Here is a 19,054-nt window from a genome sequence, read left to right on the forward strand (position 1 = left end):
CGGTAATCGGCCGCTAACCTGCGTCTGGAGTCCGCTCTGGCAGCATATGGTGCCATGTGCCTGACTCGCCGCGACAAGCTCGCGCGCACGTTGTTGATCTGGACCGCGCTGTCCGCCGTGGTGCTGGTCCTGTCGGGCTGTGTGCGCGTGGTCGCCGGGGCGGCGCGGATGGCCGAGCCGCGCCTGGGCCAACCGGTGGTGTGGACACCCTGCCGCAGCTCCAATCCCAACGCGAAGATTCCCGGGCACGCCATGTGCGGCAAGCTGGCCGTTCCGGTCGACTATGACCATCCCGACGGCGACGTGGCGTCGCTGGCCTTGATCCGGTTCCCGGCCAGCGGCGAGAAGATCGGCTCGCTGGTCATCAACCCCGGCGGCCCGGGCGAGTCCGGCATCGAGGCCGCCCTCGGCGTCTTCCAGAGCCTGCCCAAGCGCGTGCACGAAAGGTTCGACCTGGTCGGGTTCGACCCGCGCGGCGTATCCAGCTCCCGGCCGGCGATCTGGTGCAACTCCGACGCCGACAACGACCGCCTGCGCGCCGAACCGCAGGTCGACTACAGCCAGGCCGGCGTCGCCCGGATGGAAAACGAGACCAAGCAGTTCGTGCAGCGCTGTGTGGACAAGATGGGCAAGAACTTCCTGGCCAATGTGGGAACCGTCAACGTCGCCAAGGACCTCGACGCCATCCGCAAGGCCCTCGGTGACGCGAAACTGACCTACCTCGGCTACTCCTACGGAACCCGCATCGGCTCGGCCTACGCCGAGGCCTTCCCGCAGAACGTGCGGTCGATGATCCTGGACGGCGCGGTGGACCCCAATGCCGACCCGATTGAGGCAGACCTGCGGCAGGCCAAAGGATTTCAGGACGCGTTCAACGACTATGCCGCCGACTGCGCCAAGGATTCGAGCTGCCCGCTGGGCAATGATCCGAACAAGGCCGTCGAGGCGTACCACAACCTGATTGATCCGCTGGTCGACCCCGACAACCTGGCCGTGAGCAGGCCGGCGAAGACCAAAGACGCGCGCGGCCTGAGCTACAGCGACGCCATCGTCGGCACCATCATGGCGCTGTATTCGCCGAACCTGTGGCACCACCTGACCGACGGCCTCAAAGAACTGGCCGACGAGCACCGCGGCGACACCATGCTCGCGCTGGCCGACATGTACATGCGTCGCGATTCCAAGGGGCACTACAACAACTCCACCGACGCCCGCGTGGCGATCAACTGCGTTGACCAGCCGCCGATCACCGACCGCGCCAAGGTCATCGACGAAGACCGCCGGTCCCGCGAGCTGGCCCCGTTCATGAGCTACGGCAAGTTCACCGGCGACGCCCCCCTCGGAACCTGCGCTTTCTGGCCGGTGCCACCCACCAGCCGGCCGCACGCCGTCTCCGCGCCGGGGCTGGCGCCGACCGTCGTCGTGTCGACAACGCACGACCCCGCCACGCCGTACAAGGCAGGGGTCGACCTCGCCAACCAGCTGAAGGGCTCGCTGCTGACCTACAACGGAACTCAGCACACGGTGGTGTTCCAGGGCGAGAACTGCGTCGACGACTACATCACGTCCTACCTGATCAACGGGACCACGCCACCCAGCGGCGCCACCTGCTGACCCGCCCACTGTGACTTCTGCGACGGTTTTCCGGCGTGTCCCGTCGTGAGATTCACAATCGGTACGACGCGCCGACCGTATCGATTAGTGACCAAGGCGTAATCGTTCCGCGTCCAACCCGGCAATTTGAAGTGAGACGATTTCGGCCATGTTGCGCCTGAGACTGGTGAGCTCGGCGCTGTTGTCGTCCGGACTGGTGCTTGCGCAGTCGGTGGCACTCCCGCTCGCCGCAGCGACGCCCGAACCCGACACCGGCACCGGCCAAGCCCAGGTCCCTGCGGCTGCCACGACGCCTCAGCAGAGCTGGGGTGCCTGCAATGGATTCGTCAGCGACACCGCCGACATTCCGACCGCCCGCTGCACCATGGTGTCGGTACCCATTGACTACGGCAAACCCACTGGGCCACAAGCGAAGTTGGCGGTGATCCGCGTTCCAGCCACCGGTCAGCGGATCGGCTCCCTGTTGGTCAACCCGGGCGGGCCCGGCGCGTCGGCCGTCGACATGGTCGCCGGGATGGCACCCGATCTTAAGGACTCCGAGATCAGCCAGCACTTCGATCTGGTGGGATTTGATCCCCGGGGGGTAGGCCACTCGACGCCGGCGTTGCGGTGCCGCTCGGACGCCGAGTTCGACGCCTACCGGCGCGACCCGATGGTCGACTACAGCCCGGCCGGGGTGGCCCACATCGAGCAGCTGTACCGCGAAATCGCCCAGCACTGCGCCGACCGGATGGGGTTGCCGTTCCTGGCCAACACCGGCACCGCGTCGGCCGCGCGCGACATGGACATGATCCGTCAGGCGCTCGGCGACGAACAGATCAACTACCTCGGCTACAGCTACGGCACCGAGCTGGGAACCGCCTACATCGAGCGGTTCGCACCCCGCGTGCGCGCCATGGTGCTCGACGGGGCGATCGACCCGACGATCGGTCCGATCGACGAGACGGTCAACCAGATGGCCGGATTTCAAACCGCTTTCAACGACTACGCGGCCGACTGCGCCAAGTCGACAGCCTGCCCGCTGGGCACCGACCCGGCCCAGTGGATCACCCGGTACCACACCCTGATCGACCCCCTGGCTACCCGGCCGGGCAAGACATCAGACCCGCGCGGATTGAGCTATGCCGACGCGACCACCGGCACCATCAACGCGCTCTACACGCCGCAGCACTGGAAGTACCTGACCAGCGGGCTGCTGGGGCTGCAACGCGGAACCGACGCGGGCGACCTGCTGCTGCTGGCCGACGACTACAACGGGCGTGACAAACAGGGCCACTACGACAACGGCCAGGATGCGTTCAACGCGATTCGATGTGTCGACGCGCCGACGCCGACAGACGCCGCGTCGTGGGTTTCGGCCGATCAGCGGATCCGGCAGGTGGCCCCCTTCCTGAGCTACGGCCAGTTCACCGGAGCGGCCCCGCGCGACATCTGCGCGCTCTGGCCGGTGCCGGCCACGTCGACGCCACATGCCGCCTCGCCCGCTCCGCCGGGCAAGGTCGTCGTGGTCTCTACCACCCACGATCCGGCCACGCCCTACCAAGCCGGTGTCGACCTTGCCCGGCAGTTGGGCGGCTCGCTGGTCTCCTTCGACGGCACCCAGCACACCGTTACCTTCGACGGCAACCAGTGCGTGGACACGGCGATCGTGCGCTACTTCATGGACTTGACGCTGCCGCCGCCGAACCTGCGGTGCCAGGCCTGAGCATCCGCAACGTGCCTGGCGTGGCATCGGTAACACCGATTTAACAGAGCGTGCCTAGTGTGCGGGTATGGATCGGCAGAAGGAATTCGTCCTGCGCACCCTCGAAGAGCGCGACATCCGTTTCGTGCGGCTGTGGTTCACGGATGTGCTCGGATTCCTCAAGTCGGTCGCGATAGCGCCGGCCGAACTCGAGGGCGCGTTCGAGGAAGGTATCGGCTTCGACGGGTCGTCGATCGAGGGCTTCGCGCGGGTCTCGGAATCCGACACCGTCGCCCACCCTGATCCGTCGACGTTCCAGGTGCTGCCCTGGGCCACCAAAGCCGGCCACCATCACTCCGCACGGATGTTCTGCGACATCACCATGCCCGACGGCTCGCCGTCGTGGGCGGACCCACGGCACGTGCTACGGCGTCAGTTGCAGAAGGCCAACGACCTCGGCTTCTCCTGCTACGTGCACCCCGAGATCGAGTTCTTTCTGCTCAAGCCCGGCGCGGAAGACGGCACCGAGCCCGTCCCGATAGACAACGCCGGCTACTTCGACCAGGCGGTGCACGAATCCGCCTCCAAGTTCCGCCGCCACGCCATCGAGGCGCTGGAGTTCATGGGCATCTCGGTGGAGTTCAGCCACCACGAGGGTGCGCCCGGGCAGCAGGAGATCGACCTGCGGTTCGCCGACGCGCTGTCGATGGCCGACAACGTGATGACCTTCCGGTACATCATGAAAGAGGTCGCGCTGGAAGAAGGCGTGCGGGCGACGTTCATGCCCAAACCGTTCGGCCAGCACCCGGGCTCGGCGATGCACACCCATATGAGCCTGTTCGAAGGCGACGTCAACGCCTTCCACAGCGACGACGACCCGCTGCAGCTGTCGGAAGTCGGCAAGTCCTTCATCGCCGGGATTCTCGAGCACGCCTCGGAGATCAGCGCTGTCACCAATCAGTGGGTCAACTCCTACAAGCGGCTCGTCCACGGCGGCGAGGCGCCCACCGCCGCGTCGTGGGGTGCAGCCAACCGCTCGGCGCTGGTCCGGGTGCCGATGTACACACCGCACAAGACCTCCTCGCGACGCATCGAGGTGCGCAGTCCCGACTCGGCGTGCAACCCCTACCTGACCTTCGCGGTGTTGCTGGCCGCGGGACTGCGCGGGGTGGAGAAGGGTTACGTGCTGGGCCCGCAGGCCGAAGACAACGTCTGGGACCTGACACCCGAGGAACGCCGCACCATGGGCTACCGCGAGCTGCCGTCGAGTCTGGACAACGCGCTGCGCGTGATGGAATCTTCCGAGCTGGTCGCGGAGGCTTTGGGAGAGCACGTCTTTGACTTCTTCCTGCGCAACAAGCGCACCGAATGGGAGAACTACCGCAGCCACGTCACGCCCTTCGAGCTGCGCTCCTACCTGTCGCTGTAACCCGGGCGGCCAGCGCGCCGGAGCGGTTGCGCTACCGTCAATACCGTGGGCGCCACTTCTCCTCATCGCTTCGCGATGCATCGTCGTCGGCGCAATACCGTGGGCGCCACTTCTCCGCGATACATCCCCCTCGCCGCTGCGCGGCCGGAGGTGTCCCCACTGCGTTGTCGTCGGCGCGTGTCGTGACCAAGCCCGCGACGCAGCGACCCAAGCTGCCCAGCGTCGGCCGGCTCGGCTTGATGGATCCGCCGGCCGGGGAACGGCTGGCCCAGCTGGGCTGGGATCGACACGACGACCAGGCGCACGTCGACCTGCTCTGGTCGCTGTCTCGCGCCCCGGACGCCGACGCCGCGCTGCGTGCGCTGGTCCGGTTGTCGGAAAACCCCGACACCGGCTGGGACCAACTGAACGCCGCGCTACTCACCGAACGCAGTCTGCGCGGGCGGCTTTTCGCCGTACTGGGTTCCTCGCTGGCGCTGGGCGACCACCTGATCGCCAACCCCCACTCCTGGAAGTTGCTGCGGGGCAAGGTCACACTGCCGACCCGCGAGCAGCTGAGGCAGACCTTCACGCAGTGTGTCGAGGAATGCTCCGGCGCTCCCGGAACGATCGTGCACCGGCTCAAAGCGGTGTACCGCGACCAGTTGCTGGTGCTGGCAGCGCTGGATCTGGCTCCGACGGTCGAGGACGAGCCGGTACTGCCGTTCGTCACCGTCGGCGCCCAGCTGGCCGACACCGCGGACGCCGCGCTGGCGGCCGCGTTACGGGTGGCGCAGGAGTCGGTGTGCGGTGACCGCACGCCGCCGCGGCTGGCAGTCATCGCGATGGGCAAATGCGGTGCGCGCGAACTGAACTACGTCAGTGACGTCGACGTGATCTTCGTCGGCGAGCGCGCCGACGCGATCACCACCCGGGTGGCCAGCGAGATGATGCGGCTGGCCTCATCGGCCTTCTTCGAGGTGGACGCGGCGCTGCGCCCGGAGGGCCGGCACGGCGAACTGGTTCGCACGGTGGAATCGCACGTCGCCTACTACCAGCGGTGGGCCAAGACGTGGGAGTTCCAGGCGCTGATGAAGGCGCGGGCCGCGGTCGGTGATGCCGAACTCGGGCAGCGCTACCTCGAGGCTTTGACGCCGATGGTCTGGACCGCTTGTGAGCGCGAGGATTTCGTGCCTGAGGTGCAGGCCATGCGTCGCCGCGTCGAACAGCTGGTGCCGGCCGACATCCGCGGGCGGGAACTCAAACTCGGTAGCGGCGGCCTGCGTGACGTCGAGTTCGCCGCGCAGCTGCTGCAGCTCGTGCACGGTCGCGGTGACGAGTCGCTGCACGTCGCGTCGACGGTCGATGCGCTGTCCGCGTTGGGCGAGGGCGGTTATATCGGACGCGAGGATGCGGCGAACATGATCGCCTCCTACGAGTTCCTGCGACTGCTCGAGCATCGACTCCAGCTGCAGCGGCTCAAGCGCACCCACCTGCTGCCGGAGCCCGACGACGAGGAAGCCGTGCGCTGGCTGGCGCGCGCCGCGCACATTCGCCCCGACGGCCGCCACGACGCGGCCGGGGTATTGCGGGAGGAACTCAAGCACCAGAACGTCCGGGTGTCCCGCCTGCACTCGAAGCTCTTCTACCAGCCGCTGCTGGAGTCGGTCGGGCCCGCCGGGCTACAGCTCGTCGGCGGGCGCATGACGCCGGAGGCGGCGGAACGTCAGCTGGCCGCGCTGGGGTACGAAGGGCCGCAGACGGCGTTGAAACACATGGCGGCGCTGGTCAATCACAGTGGCCGGCGTGGCCGCGTACAGGCGGTACTCCTGCCGCGGCTGCTGGATTGGCTGTCCTATGCCCCCGATCCTGACACCGGGCTGCTGGCCTATCGCCGGCTCAGTGAAGCCTTGTCCTCGCAGAGCTGGTATCTGGCGACGCTGCGCGACAAGCCGACGGTGGGTAAGCGACTCATGCACGTGCTGGGCACCTCCGCCTACGTGCCGGACTTGCTGATGCGGGCACCGGAAGTCATCCAGAACTACGGCGACCGCCCGACCGGGCCGATGCTGCTGGAGGCCGAACCCGCCGCCGTGGCCCGGGCACTGGTGGCGTCGGCCGGGCGCCACTCCGATCCGGTCCGGGCCATCGCCGCGGCGCGTACCCTGCGCCGCCGTGAACTGGCGCGGGTGGGCTCTGCGGATTTGCTCGGCATGCTCGAGGTCATCGACGTGTGTGCGGCGCTGACCTCCATCTGGGTGGCCGTACTGCAAGCCGCGCTGGACGCGACGATCCGGGCCAATCTGCCGGAGGACGGGCGCGCCCCGGCGGCGATCGCGGTGATCGGCATGGGCCGCCTCGGCGGCGCCGAGTTGGGCTATGGCTCGGACGCCGATGTGATGTTCGTCTGCGAGACCGCCAACGGCGCCGCAGACGCCCACGCGGTGAAATGGGCGAACATGATCGCCGAGCAGGTACGAAAGCAGTTGGGACAGCCCAGCGTCGACCCGCCGCTGGAGGTCGACGCGAACCTGCGGCCGGAGGGGCGTAACGGCCCACTGGTACGCACGCTGGCCTCCTATGAGGCCTACTACGCGCAGTGGGCGCAGCCCTGGGAGATCCAGGCGCTGTTGCGCGCGCACGCGGTGGCCGGGGACCCGGTGCTGGGCGAGCGCTTCCTGCTGATGGTCGACAAGACCCGCTACCCGCCCGATGGTGTCTCGGCGGAGGCGGTGCACGAGATCCGCCGCATCAAGGCGCGCATCGAATCCGAGCGGCTGCCGCGCGGCGCCGACCCCAACACCCACACCAAGCTGGGCCGCGGGGGACTGGCCGACATCGAGTGGACCGTGCAGTTGCTGCAGCTGCGGCATGCCCACGAGATCCAGGCGCTGCACAACACCTCGACGCTGCAGTCGTTGGACGTCATCGCCGAAAACGGTCTGGTGGACCAGGAGGAGGTCGACCTGCTCCGCCAGGCGTGGCTGACCGCCACCCGGGCCCGCAACGCCCTAGTGCTGGTCCGCGGTAAGCCCACCGACCAGTTGCCCGGGCCGGGGCGTCAGCTCAACGCGGTCGCGGTCGCCGCCGGCTGGCACAACGATGACGGCGGGGAGTTCTTGGACAACTATCTACGGGTGACGAGGCGGGCAAAAGCAGTGGTGCGCAAGGTGTTCGGAAGTTGACCCAGGATGCCGGTGCGCTCGGCGCCCTGTTCGAGGTGTTGAGCGCGTCCGAAGCCGACCGGGTGACCGCGCTGTACGCGCCGCTGGCAGATGCCGTCCGCGATCTCCTCGATGCGACCGTGCGCACCGAGGTCGACGACGACACCGTCGCGCAGGCGCGCGCCGCGATCGAGGCGGTCACCCAATCGCTGCGGCAACGGACCCGACCCGTCGGGGTGAGCTACCGCGTCGACGGCCGTCCGCTACCACTGGGCAATGCGGTTGTCGGCGCATGCAATCCGATCGCCCCGCCGCTGGTCGTGCACCACGACGGCGGTGGACGGTGCTGGGCGGATTTCGTGCTCGGGTCGGCATACGAGGGGCCGCCGAAGCTGGTACACGGCGGCGTCAGCGCGCTGGTGCTCGACCACATGCTCGGCGAGGCCGCCAGCGAGGGGCTGTCCAAGGCGCGCTTCACCGGAACGATCACGGTGAAGTACCTGCGCGGCACCCCGCTGGGGCCGTTGCGCTCCGAAGCCTGGATAGACCGCAGGGAGGGCCGCAAAGTGTTTGCGCGCGGGTTCATTTCGGATGACGCCGGGATCACGGTGGAATCCGAAGGGGTTTTCATCGAGCCGTCCTGGGTGCGCGAGGGTGGGAACGGGCAGTGAAGTTCTACGTCAGCAGCGCCTTCCTGAACACCCCCGACATCATCGAGATCGCCAGGGCCGCAGACGAACTCGGGTACGACGGCCTCGGGATTCCCGACCACGTCGTAAACCTGGAGACACTGCAGACTCCCTACCCGTACACCAAAGACGGGCAACGCCGGTGGCAGCCGTTCACCGACTGGCCCGACCCATGGGTGCTCGTCGGGGCGCTCGCCCAGGTCACCACCCGGCTGAAGTTCGTCACCACGGTCTACATTCCGGCAATGCGCAACCCGTACTCGGCCGCGAAAGCGATCGGCACCGCGGCCCTGCTGGCCTCGGGCCGCATCGAACTCGGGATCGGCGTGGGCTGGTGCCGCGAGGAGTTCGAGTTGATGGGGGAGCAGTTCGCGGCCCGCGGCAAGCGCACCGAGGAAATGATCGACCTGATGCGTGAGCTGTGGTCGCCGGGCTGGACCGAATTCGACGGCTCCTTCTATCAGGCGCCGCGGCTGGAGATGCAGCCGACTCCGCCTCCGATTCCGGTGTACGTGGGCGGGCTCAGTGACATCGCGCTACGCCGCGCGGCCCGCTACGACGGCTGGATCGGGGACCTGATCAAGACCGACCATGCGATCGAGGCGGTGGGCCGGCTGCGGGAGCTGCGCGCCGAAAATGGCTTGAGCATGGACAATTTCACGATCCTGACCCCGTTGACCGACGCCTTCACCGTCGCCCATTACCGGCGTGCCGAGGAGGCGGGCATCACCGGGATCATCACCATGCCGTGGATGTTCTACGCCGGGCCGGATGCGACTCTGGCCGAGAAGATCGACGGGCTGCGGCGATTCCGCAAGGACCTCCAACTCGACGGCTGAGACCGCTCGGGTTCACCCCCGAACGGCGCTCGCCACCGCCAGCCAATCGTCGGCGGCCAGCCCGCTCGTGTTCGACGGGTCGTAGCGGCGCAACAATCCCGCGACGCCCAGGTGTTCGCCGGGCTGGAACCCGTGCGCGGTGAGCACGGCGTCGAGCCGCCGTTCGGTGAAGTCGCTGCGATAGGGCTCCCCGCGCCGCGCCACCAGCCGGGCGATGCGATTGGCGCCCGGCCATGGTGTGCCGGCCGCGACCACGCCGTCCCGGATGTAGTCGACCACTAGGCGGCTACCGGGCGCGCACAACTGCGCGAGGTCACTCAGTGTCGCGTCGATGGCGTCGCGGGTGAGATACATGGTGACGCCCAGCCAGATGATCAGGCTCGGCCGGGCCGGGTCGAAGCCGCCCTCCAGCAGCCGGTCGCGCAACCGGTCGCGCTCGAAATCGCATGGCACCCAGACGGTTCGACGGGCGGGGGGGAGCCGCTCTACGAGCGGGCGTTTCTGTGCCTGGGTGGCGGGCGCGTCGATCTCGAACACCGTCAAGCCCTGATCGGTGAGCCGCAGGCTGGAGGTGTCGAAGCCGGCGCCAAGCAGCACCAGTTGGTCGACCCCCGCTGTTGTCGCTGCAGCACACGCGTCGTCGGCATAGCGCACCCGCAGTGCGATGTGAGCGTGCAGTCCGCCCCACATCCGGTCGAACACCCGAAGCGCGGCGTCCGCGGCGAGTGGGTGGGACAACACCGCCCGCAGTGCCGGGTGTTCGACGAAGTGGCGGGACTGCGGGTCATCGATGAGCCGGCGGCTCGGCGGGCGCAGGGATTCCGCGGCACGTTGTGCGGCGTTGACCTGCGCCGTCAAACTCGCCGTTCGGTCAAGACGCCGGTGGGTAGCGGTGGGTGCCGTCATACCTGCGACCTTACGAAGCGAGCAGTTCACCGATAAGGTCCAATTCGATGGTTGTTTCATGGACCAGTGAGTCCGGTGGACTGGATCTCCATCTGGACCTGCCGCCCGGGAGAGGACGCCGGGCGGCGCTAGAAAGTGCACTGCGACAAGCCATTCGGGATAATCGACTGGCTCCCGGGCAGTGGTTGCCGTCGTCGCGGGCGCTGGCCGCGCAGTTCCAGGTGGCGCGCGGAACCGTCGTCGAGGTGTACTCGCAGCTGGCGGCCGAGGGATACCTTCGAACCCGGCCGGGCGCGGCAACCCAGGTGGCGCACGGGCTTTCGACACCGGCTCGGGTGAGCGCGCGCAGCGCCCCGCCTCGGGTCGTCGCCGATTTCCGGCTGGGCCGGCCGGACCTGAGCATGTTTCCCCGCCAGGAATGGCTGCGCGCGTTGCGACGCGCGTTGGTCGTCACCGAAAATGCGGAGCTCGGACCGGCCGATCCGCGCGGCTCGCCACGCCTGCGGGCGGTGCTTGCCGACTATCTGGGCCGGGTGCGCGGCGTGCTCACCAGCAGTGAACACATCGTGATCTGCAGCGGCTTCACCCAGGGGTTACGGCTGGTATGCGACGCGCTGGCCGCAGGTGGGGCCGGATCGCTGGCCGTGGAGAATCCGTGTCTGCCCGACCACCGGGCGATCATCGAAGCCGCCGGGCTCAGCGTCCACCCGCTGGACGTCGACGGCAGCGGCGCCCGGCCGGGCGGATGGCCGGCCTCGGCGCAGGCGGCGGTCCTGACCCCTGCGCACCAAGCCCCGCTGGGCATGACGCTGGATGCCGACCGGCGCACCGAATTCACCCGCGTCGCCGCAGCGCGTGGTGCGTATCTGATCGAGGACGACTACGACGGGGAGTTTCGGTATGACCGCCACCCCGTCGGCGCACTGCAGGGCTTGGCGCCCGAACAGGTCATCTACGCCGGCAGTGCCAGCAAGAGCCTGGCTCCCGGTCTGCGGCTCGGCTGGCTTGCTCTGCCCGGCGGGCTGGTCGAGCAGGTGATCGAAGCCAAGCGGCGGGCCGACCGGGGCACCGATGTGCTGGCGCAGTTGGCGTTGGCGCAGCTGATCGAATCGGGAGCCCTGGACCGGCACGTCCGGAAGATGCGCCGCCGCTACCGCAATCGCCGAGACGCGCTGGTGGAGACCTTGGATCGCTGCGCGCCCGCGGTGTCGGTACAGGGGATTTCCGCCGGACTACACGCCGTGGTCTCGCTGCCCGAGGACCGCACCGAATCCCACGTTGTCCACCTGGCGCGCAAACGCAACATCGCCCTGACCGGTCTGGCCCCGTTCTGGCACGGGACAGGTGATCGCACCGCGGGCATCGTCGTCGGCTACGGGAGCCCGGCGGAACATGAATACGCCAATGCGCTCGACCATCTCGGCCGGTTGATGCGGACCGTCACTTCTTAAGGACCTGCCTCAGGTGCGCGATTTCGTTGCCCCACACCGACCGGGCGCCGGTGTCACCGATCCGGTAGATCTGAACCATCGATGCGACACCTACCCCCACTGCGAGCACTGCGACAACGGCTTTAGCCACCCGCCGTGGCTCGTCGGAGCGGCGTTCGACGACATGCAGTACCGCCAGCGCGATCGCCACCACCAGCAGAGCCGCCGCCAAATAGGTCATCCAACCGCCGCGTTCCGCGTGCTCCTGCAGGATCGGGTCTGAGTTGGCGAGCAGATCGTAGAGCCACTCGCCGGCTTCGACGGTGATCGGGGTCAACACCATGACCACGGTCGCCAGCGCCAGCGTGAGCCACACGATCTGCCCCCGACGCACAGCCGGCCACGCAGCGCAGACGATCTCGAGCAACGCGGTCAGCGGCACCAGCACGACGAGGAAATGCACGAAAAGGACATGCGCTGGCAAACCGCTGAAGACGGTCATCGGAGTCCTTCCGCTAGGGTCTGGTTCCGGTCCGATCCTGTCAGCCGTCGCTGTCTGGTGCCTGAGCGGGTGGAGGGGGTCTTATTACCCTTGGCCACGTCCGTGACCAACGCCAGCACATGATCTCCGCTGAGCGAGTGCCCCAGACTCCTCAGGCATGGAGCGGGTCCGTTCCGGCGATGACGAGGCTCCGATGGGCCGCTTGATGCCGCTATCTCAACTGGACTGCGCTCTGCACTGTCAGCTCGGAGATGTCGGCATGACTCCGCCCGCCGGTGGTCCCGAGAGTTCCGATCCAAAACAGCACGAAAGTGGTTGCGGCAGAGGATGTCACGGGGATGACGTGGTGGCCGGGTTGCAGCGCGGCTGGCGGGCTGAGTTCGGTGGTGTCACCGACTTTCGCGGGCGTCGCGTTCGATGCTGCCCGGATCTGTACGACGGTGCCGGAGCTGTTGAGGTCGACGGTGACCGCGCTCAGCGTTGTCGGTTCGGCAAGCTGCAGCAGCAGTCCGACCCCGTCCTTGAATTTCGGAAACGGTTCCGGGTCGAAGTAGGTGTCGGTCGACCAGGCGGTGGCGGGATCGCCGTCGGTAGCCAATCCGGCCGAACCGGGGTTGTCTGGCGCGCCGCCGGGTGAGAAAACCGATGCTTTGAGCACCTTGACCGGTGCCGGATTCGCCGCCACCAGCGAGGGACCGGGGGGCGGCACGCTCGGATGAAGTCCGAGTTTGTCGCCGTTCATCCCCGCCTGGGTGTCGAACGTGCCGACCACGTCGCTGATGGTGGTGGCGAAGGTGATCAATAGGACCAGTACGACTGCGGCCGCCGTTCCGAGGCATGTCTTGAGAAGCTGTCGGCGGGCGTAATCGGCCCGCTCGGCCGGCCCGAAATTGCCGAAGGCGGCGTAGTGGCCCGGGGGCGGCAGGGCGGGTCGCTCGCGGCCCGGGCCGGGACCTGCGGAGTTCTTCGCGTCCGCGCTGGCCTCGCGCAGCAGGGTCGTGATGGTTTTCGCGCTGCGGATGTTCTCGCCATCGCGGACCAGGGCCGCGGCGGTGGAGGAAACCAGGAACGGGATGCGCGGGTTGGCGGCCGCGGGTTCCTGGATGCGTCCCTGCGCGTCGGTCGCCGTGATGTGCCAATCCTGTTGTACTGCTTTGCTTTCGAAGGGCCAGCGGTTTACCAATAGCGCATACATCACCGCGCCGATGCCCCGCAGGTCATCGGGCGGTGTGGCGTCGGGCAGCGTCCCCGGAAATGCGAGGACCGCGCGCCCGTCAACGCTGACCCTGATCCGGGCGGGATGGTCGACTGACAGTGTCAACCCGGCTCGGTGACCCGCCTCGGTGGCCTCCGCCAGCGAAAGCACTGCGTCGGCGACACCGATGGGGGACGGGTTGGTGTTGGCCACCTCTTTCAGCGTGGCACCGCGGATCCACTCCGACACCACCACACCGCCGCAGTAATCGCGGCCCACGTCGATCACCGTCGCCACCGACGGCGAGTCGATACCGCGCAGACGTGCGGTACGGGAAAGGATCGCGTCGACGGTCCCCGTCGGCAGTTCGTTCTCCGGGTCGACGACGGTGATGGCCAGGTGTTGGCCGGTCACGGTGTCGGCGGCCTGCCAGAACTGTAGATGGGCCGACTCGCCGTAGAACAACAGCAGCCGAATGCGGCCGCTGGCGATGGTGGCGCCGGCGACGAGCGCTGCGCCGCTGGGCGAACGCGGCTCCGTCCACAGATAGGGAATGTGTGCCGTCGCGGCGTCCGGCGCGATCGGTTGGTTGGCGGTCATCACTTCGTCTCGCTCCCCGCAGAGCACCGACCGCATCGGCACAGACGCGACCGGATGCTGACACTGGTCGCCAATCAAATAACCGCGCAGGGGCGTAGTCAAACCCGCGGACTGCAACGGCTCAGGTGGAGCCTCCGAGTTCAGTTCGGGCCTGGTCGATTTGATCGCAGGCGTACGTCACCATGGCGGTGGTGGTCATCGTTTGCCCCTGATGGGTGAGCGTTTCGTAGGCCTGTTCACCGAGGGCCTCGCGTAAGTGCGCGATCAATGCGCCGAGTTCAGGCAAGGTGACCGCGGCCATTGGCTTGGCTGCAGCGAAACCAGTGATCATGGCCGCCGGTTGGTAGCGGCCGAGGCGGTCGAGGAGAAGGGCCAGGATGGCCAGCGGGTTGGGCAACATGCCGATGTTGCCCGATTCATGGTTATTGCGGATGGCGGCGTGAAGACGATCCAAAGCCGTCAGCGGATCTCCTTGCTCGGCCTCAAGTCCGCACATCCAGTACCCCAGCTGGGTCTCGAAGAAGCGGTTTCCGGTGTTCTGCGCGACGAGCACCGCGCGGCGTAACGCATCGAGCGAGCGGTTGGGATCAGTGTCGCGAAAGGCATACCCACAGGCGAAGAGCGTGAACGCGAGCACCCACGGATTGCCGATCGCGCGGGAGGCGTCGAAAAGACCGTCGGCGGCTACTGTGGCCTCGTCCGTCGAACCGGCGACGGCCAAGGCGAACGCGAGGTTCGCTTCAGCCATGGGATTGGCGTCAGCACTGCGGGACAGCTGGGCGCGGCACATCTCGACATACCGATCGGGCTGGCCGACAAACAGATATGCACTGCCGAGCCACGGTTCACCGAAGTACGTCACGGTGTCGCTGGCAGTCGCGATGACATCCTGGCCGATCTCGCTGTATTGCACAGCCTCGTCGAGGCGTCCCACAAGCACACAGAGCGACGCCCCCACACAGACGGCGGCCAGTCGCGGATGTTGGACGGCGCGGAGGGGTTCAATCAGCTCTTCGGCCCACATGATCGGTTCGTAATTCTCGAGGAATGGACCAAGCAGTGCTGCGTACGCCGCGATGGCGGCACTCGTGTTCAGATCACCGTGTTCGGCGGCCCATCGGAACGCCGTGCGCAGATTGGCGAACTCGACCGTGAGCCAGTCGTACGCCTCGCGCTGGCGCGGGCTGTCCCACAGGTCCATGATGTCGGTCTCGAGCTCCGCGAAGTACCGCGAGTGGGCGGCCCGAATGTCGGCGGACGAACCGCCGGCGACCAGTTGCTCCTCGGCGAACTGACGGATCGTTTCCAGCATGAAAAACCTTGTGTGCGAGGCAGATCGGTCGGCCACGAGCAGCGACTTACGTACCAGCGTGTCAAGTACCTCGAGCATGCCGTACTCATCCAGGTCGCCCGATCCGGCTATGGCGCAGGCGCTGTGCAGGTTGAAGCCGCCCGCGAAGACCGAGCAATGGTTAAGCACAGCCTTTTCGGCGTCGTGCAGGAGGTCATAGGACCACGCGACCGCATGGCGCAGCGTGTGGTGGCGTTCCAGGCCGCGCCGCGAGCCGACTAGCAGCCGGAACCGGTGATCGAGACGGTCGCGCACCTCGCCGGCCGTCATCGACGCCATCCGGGAGGCCGCCAGTTCTATGGCCAATGGAATCCCGTCCAGGCGTTGACAAATCTCGGTGACGGCCGCGGCCTCACCGGCGTCGGCCAAAGAGAAGTTCGACGTAATGCCTTGGGCGCGTTCGACGAACAAAGACACTGCCGCGGAGTCGATTCCGGTTTCGGCATCCAACGGCCGCACCGGTCGCACCTGCTCGTCGGGCACGCCGAGCCCCTCGCGGCTGGTGGCGAGGATGCGCACGGTGGACGAGTGCGCGAGGAGCGCTTCGATCAGGTCGGCGGCGGCGTCGAGAACGTGCTCACAGTTGTCCAGAACCAACAGCCGGAGTCGGCCCTCCAACGCGACGGCGACCGACTCGGTGATGGTTTTGCCCGGTTGCTGGGTGATGCCGAGAACGGACGCTACCGCGTCCGGCACCGCCGCCGGATCGGTGACTGTTGCCAGCTCGAACAACCACACCCCGTCGGGGAACACCTCAGCCAGTTCCGTGGCCACCTGTACCGCGAGACGGGTCTTGCCGACTCCGCCCACGCCGGTGAGGGTCACCACCTGATGCGTCTTGATTGCCGCTGCGATGGCGGCGACGTCGGTATCGCGCCCGATCAGGCTGGTGCTCGCGGGCCGCAGATTTCCCGGACTGGTATCCAGCGCCCGCAGCGGCGGGAACTCCGTGGCCAAGCCCGCGGCCCGGACCTGAAACAGGCTGAGCGGCACGGGAATATCCCGCAATCGCCGCGGTCCCAGCTCGACCAGATCCACTCCGCTGAGCAGACCTGCCGTCGACTCGGCCAGCAGGATCTGGCCGCCATGCCCGGCGGCCATTACGCGCGCCGCACGGTTGAGCACCGCCCCGAAGTAGTCGGCTTCGCGCAGTTCGGCTTCACCGGTCGCCAAGCCCATCCGCACCGGCAACTCGAGCTTGTGTTGGGCAGCCACCGCGGCATCCACCGCCGAGCGAGGCGAGGCGAAAGCCGCACACACGCCGTCGCCGGTGTGCTTGAACAGGAAGCCGCCGTGCGCCTCGATCACCTGGCGCAACACCTCGTCGTGTGCGGTCAGAGCGGAGCGCATCGCTTCGGCGTCCGCCTCCCACCGACGGGTAGAACCCTCGACATCGGTGAAGAGAAACGTCACCACCCCCGAAGGAGCAGCCGCCGCGGACACACCGGCAGAATCTCACAACCGGAACCAAGACGACACCACCCGCGCGGCAATCGGAAATGCGATCGCAGCGCGGGTGGTGTCGTCGAGTCAGGCGGTACGGCCGGCGTCTATTTAGACGTCAGCCTTCAGACGTCAGCCTTTAGACGTCGTAGTACAGCGCGAACTCGTAGGGGTGAGGCCGGATCTGCACCGGCAGGATCTCGTTCTCCCGCTTGAAGTTGATCCAGGTCTCGATCAGGTCAGGGGTGAACACGCCGCCCTCGGTGAGGTACTCGTGGTCCTCTTCGAGCTTGTCGATCACCGCGGACAGCTGGGTGGGAGCCTGCGGGATGTTCGCAGCCTCCTCCGGGGGCAGCTCGTAGAGGTCCTTGTCGACCGGCGCCTGCGGCTCGATCTTGTTCTTGATGCCGTCCAGGCCGGCCATCAGCATCGCCGCGAACGCCAGGTACGGGTTACCCGAGGAGTCGGGGCAGCGGAACTCCAGGCGCTTGGCCTTCGGGTTGCTGCCGGTGATCGGGATACGGACACACGCCGACCGGTTGCGCTGGCTGTACACCAGGTTGATCGGCGCCTCGTAACCGGGCACCAGCCGCTTGTAGGAGTTCACCGTCGGGTTGGTGAATGCCAGCAGCGACGGGGCGTGGTGCAGCAGGCCGCCGATGTAGTGGCGCGCGGTGTCCGACAGGCCGGCGTACCCGGTCTCGTCGTACATCAGCGGGCTGCCGTCCTTCCACAGGGACTGGTGAGTGTGCATGCCGGAGCCGTTGTCGCCGAACAGCGGCTTGGGCATGAAGGTGACGGTCTTGCCGTTGGCCCACGCGGTGTTCTTGACGATGTACTTGTAGAGCTGCATGTCGTCGGCCGCGTGCAACAGCGTGTTGAACTTGTAGTTGATCTCGGCCTGGCCGCCGGTGCCCACCTCGTGGTGGCCCTTCTCCAGGCTGAACCCGGCCGCGATCAGGTTCTGCAGCATCTTGCTGCGCAGATCGACGTAGTGGTCGACGGGCGCCACCGGGAAGTAACCGCCCTTGGGGCGAACCTTGTACCCGCGGTTGGGGCTGCCGTCGGCCTCGTTGGCCGCCCCGGTGTTCCACCAACCCGAGATGGCGTCCACCTCGTAGAACGAGCCGTTGGTGCGCGAGTCGAAGGCCACCGAGTCGAAGATGTAGAACTCGGCCTCGGCGCCGAAGTACGCGGTGTCGGCAATGCCGGTGCTGATTAGGTAATTCTCGGCCTTGCGGGCGACGTTGCGGGGGTCGCGGGAGTAGGGCTCGAGGGTGAACGGGTCGTGCACGAAGAAGTTCAGATTCAGGGTCTTGGCCTGTGTGAACAGGTCGACCTGCGCGGTTTCGGGGTCCGGCAGCAGCAACATGTCGGACTCGTGGATTGACTGGAAACCACGGATCGACGAGCCGTCGAAGGCCAGGCCGTCCTCGAACACGCTCTCGTCGAAGAACGAGATCGGAATGGTGAAGTGCTGCATGATGCCGGGCAGATCGCAGAAACGGACGTCGACAAACTCGACGTTTTCATCTTTGGCAAGTTTGAAGACGTCGTCGGGCGTCTTATCCGTCACGGAAGGCTCCTTTACTTGGTGATTCGCGGCCGACGCTAGGGAGCAGTTGTTGCCCGTCAGTCAACCCCGTGTTGCGCAGACGTTACGTACCACGGCGGCGACAACAGCACCCGGGTGACCGCCGGGCCCTATTGTGAAGGCCATGGCCCGCAAGATCGTAACCGGTCCGACGTCAATGCTGAACGGGCTGTCCCGGCGGCGGACGGCCGAGGTCACCGGACGCCGTCGATGACGGCGGAATCACCGGCGGGTTACCCCGGCGAAACCCTCGGCCTGCCGCGGACGGGGCCAGGTTCAATGGCGCCGATGGGACGGCGCCTGTTGGCGCTCCTGGTCGACTGGTTGATCGCCGGCGGACTGGCGCTGCTGGCACTGACGCTCGGCGCAATCTCCGACACGTTGTTGTCGACGGTGCAAGCGGTGGTGTGGCTGGTGATCGGCGCGGTGTCCGTGCGGCTCTTCGGCTTCAGCCCGGGCCAGCTGGCATTGCGTATCCAGGTGGCGGCGACCGATGGCCGATTGCCGATCGGCATCGGCCGCGCCCTGGCCCGCGGCTTGTTGATCTTCCTGGTGGTCCCGCCGTTGTTCACCGACACCGATGGACGAGGCCTGCAGGACCGGTTGACCAGAACCGCGGTGCTACGCCGCTGACG

The 19,054-nt window shown here is 67.2% G+C and carries 13 protein-coding genes; 8 read left to right on the forward strand and 5 right to left on the reverse strand.

Annotated features, from left to right (window positions below; genetic code table 11):
* Positions 1-54 precede the first annotated feature (54 nt).
* The 6 genes from AWC08_RS03535 (at position 55) to AWC08_RS03560 (ending at position 9,398) form a co-directional block, all read left to right on the forward strand.
* Positions 55-1,614, forward strand: a complete 1,560-nt coding sequence (locus AWC08_RS03535; RefSeq protein WP_069433902.1) for an alpha/beta hydrolase — start codon at positions 55-57, stop codon at positions 1,612-1,614.
* Between the two features lie 139 nt (positions 1,615-1,753).
* Positions 1,754-3,319, forward strand: coding sequence for an alpha/beta hydrolase (locus AWC08_RS03540; RefSeq protein ID WP_142283390.1), 1,566 nt, complete (start codon positions 1,754-1,756; stop codon positions 3,317-3,319).
* Positions 3,320-3,386: 67 nt separating this feature from the next.
* A complete protein-coding gene (locus AWC08_RS03545) occupies positions 3,387-4,727 on the forward strand; it encodes a glutamine synthetase family protein (RefSeq protein WP_065133989.1) in 1,341 nt (446 codons plus the stop codon).
* A gap of 164 nt (positions 4,728-4,891) precedes the next feature.
* The gene (locus AWC08_RS03550; protein ID WP_069433903.1) at positions 4,892-7,891 is read left to right on the forward strand and encodes a bifunctional [glutamine synthetase] adenylyltransferase/[glutamine synthetase]-adenylyl-L-tyrosine phosphorylase; all 3,000 of its coding nucleotides are present in this window, start codon (positions 4,892-4,894) and stop codon (positions 7,889-7,891) included.
* Positions 7,888-8,541: a PaaI family thioesterase gene (locus AWC08_RS03555; protein ID WP_069433904.1), complete on the forward strand. Its 654-nt coding sequence runs from the start codon at positions 7,888-7,890 to the stop codon at positions 8,539-8,541. The genes AWC08_RS03550 and AWC08_RS03555 overlap by 4 nt, the downstream gene beginning before the upstream one ends.
* Entirely contained in the window at positions 8,538-9,398 is an 861-nt protein-coding gene (locus AWC08_RS03560; RefSeq protein WP_069433905.1) for a TIGR03619 family F420-dependent LLM class oxidoreductase, read from the forward strand. Before AWC08_RS03555 ends, AWC08_RS03560 begins: the two co-directional genes overlap by 4 nt.
* 12 nt (positions 9,399-9,410) lie before the next feature.
* Here AWC08_RS03560 and AWC08_RS03565 read toward each other — a convergent pair whose 3' ends face one another.
* On the reverse strand, positions 9,411-10,304 hold the full coding sequence (locus AWC08_RS03565; RefSeq protein WP_085087374.1) for a class I SAM-dependent methyltransferase: 894 nt from the start codon (positions 10,302-10,304) through the stop codon (positions 9,411-9,413).
* A gap of 80 nt (positions 10,305-10,384) precedes the next feature.
* On the opposite strand from AWC08_RS03565, the gene pdxR reads away from it, so the two are divergent.
* Positions 10,385-11,755 carry a MocR-like pyridoxine biosynthesis transcription factor PdxR gene (gene pdxR / locus AWC08_RS03570; protein ID WP_083271177.1) on the forward strand — a complete coding sequence of 457 codons (1,371 nt, stop codon included), beginning with the start codon at positions 10,385-10,387 and terminating at the stop codon, positions 11,753-11,755.
* Here pdxR and AWC08_RS03575 read toward each other — a convergent pair.
* From AWC08_RS03575 to glnA, 4 genes are all read right to left on the reverse strand, one after another.
* A complete protein-coding gene (locus tag AWC08_RS03575; protein ID WP_069433908.1) occupies positions 11,745-12,236 on the reverse strand; it encodes a DUF2231 domain-containing protein in 492 nt (163 codons plus the stop codon). The two genes, pdxR and AWC08_RS03575, sit on opposite strands and share 11 nt — an antisense overlap.
* A 211-nt stretch (positions 12,237-12,447) precedes the next feature.
* Positions 12,448-14,031 (reverse strand): protein kinase family protein, encoded by a 1,584-nt coding sequence (locus AWC08_RS03580; protein ID WP_142283391.1) that lies wholly within the window; start codon positions 14,029-14,031, stop codon positions 12,448-12,450.
* Positions 14,032-14,152: 121 nt separating this feature from the next.
* Positions 14,153-16,825, reverse strand: a complete 2,673-nt coding sequence (locus AWC08_RS03585) for an ATP-binding protein (RefSeq protein WP_232007897.1) — start codon at positions 16,823-16,825, stop codon at positions 14,153-14,155.
* A gap of 139 nt (positions 16,826-16,964) precedes the next feature.
* Positions 16,965-18,401, reverse strand: coding sequence for a type I glutamate--ammonia ligase (glnA, locus tag AWC08_RS03590; protein ID WP_065136519.1), 1,437 nt, complete (start codon positions 18,399-18,401; stop codon positions 16,965-16,967).
* Between the two features lie 228 nt (positions 18,402-18,629).
* Between glnA and AWC08_RS03595 the strand changes: the two genes are divergently transcribed.
* Complete coding sequence (locus tag AWC08_RS03595) at positions 18,630-19,052, forward strand: RDD family protein (RefSeq protein WP_065136518.1); 423 nt, start codon at positions 18,630-18,632, stop codon at positions 19,050-19,052.
* Positions 19,053-19,054 lie beyond the last annotated feature (2 nt).

Origin of the sequence: Mycobacterium gordonae, from assembly GCF_002101675.1 — a bacterium.
Taxonomy (GTDB): Bacteria; Actinomycetota; Actinomycetes; order Mycobacteriales; family Mycobacteriaceae; genus Mycobacterium; species Mycobacterium gordonae.